Source organism: Roseovarius salis, from assembly GCF_044472985.1.
Taxonomy (GTDB): domain Bacteria; phylum Pseudomonadota; class Alphaproteobacteria; order Rhodobacterales; family Rhodobacteraceae; genus Roseovarius; species Roseovarius salis.
On the sequence record NZ_JBISDG010000133.1, the window covers coordinates 1 to 262 of the forward strand.

General features: G+C 68.7%; 1 pseudogene. It reads left to right on the forward strand.

The features are described 5' to 3' along the window. Nucleotides 1-262 (forward strand): annotated as a pseudogene (locus tag ACH13J_RS18505) (LysR family transcriptional regulator); the annotation flags it as partial.

The following is a 262-nucleotide window of genomic DNA, read 5'->3' on the forward strand; positions in this document are numbered from 1 at the left end:
GAGGCGAGCCCCTTCGTGCGCAATGCGGGGAAGGCTTTCCAGGGATTTACGCGGGAAAATTTTGCCTGGCGCTGCAACAGCGACCTGGCGCAGATGGCCCTGATCCGCGCGGGCGCCGGCATCGGCGTGTGCCAGTCTGGTCTGGCGGCGCGCGATCCGGCCCTGCGGCGCGTGCTGCCGCAGGCCTTTTCGCTGCCGATGGAGACGTGGGTCACCATGCATGAGGATTTGCGCGGCAGCCTGCGCTGCCGCGCCACCTTCG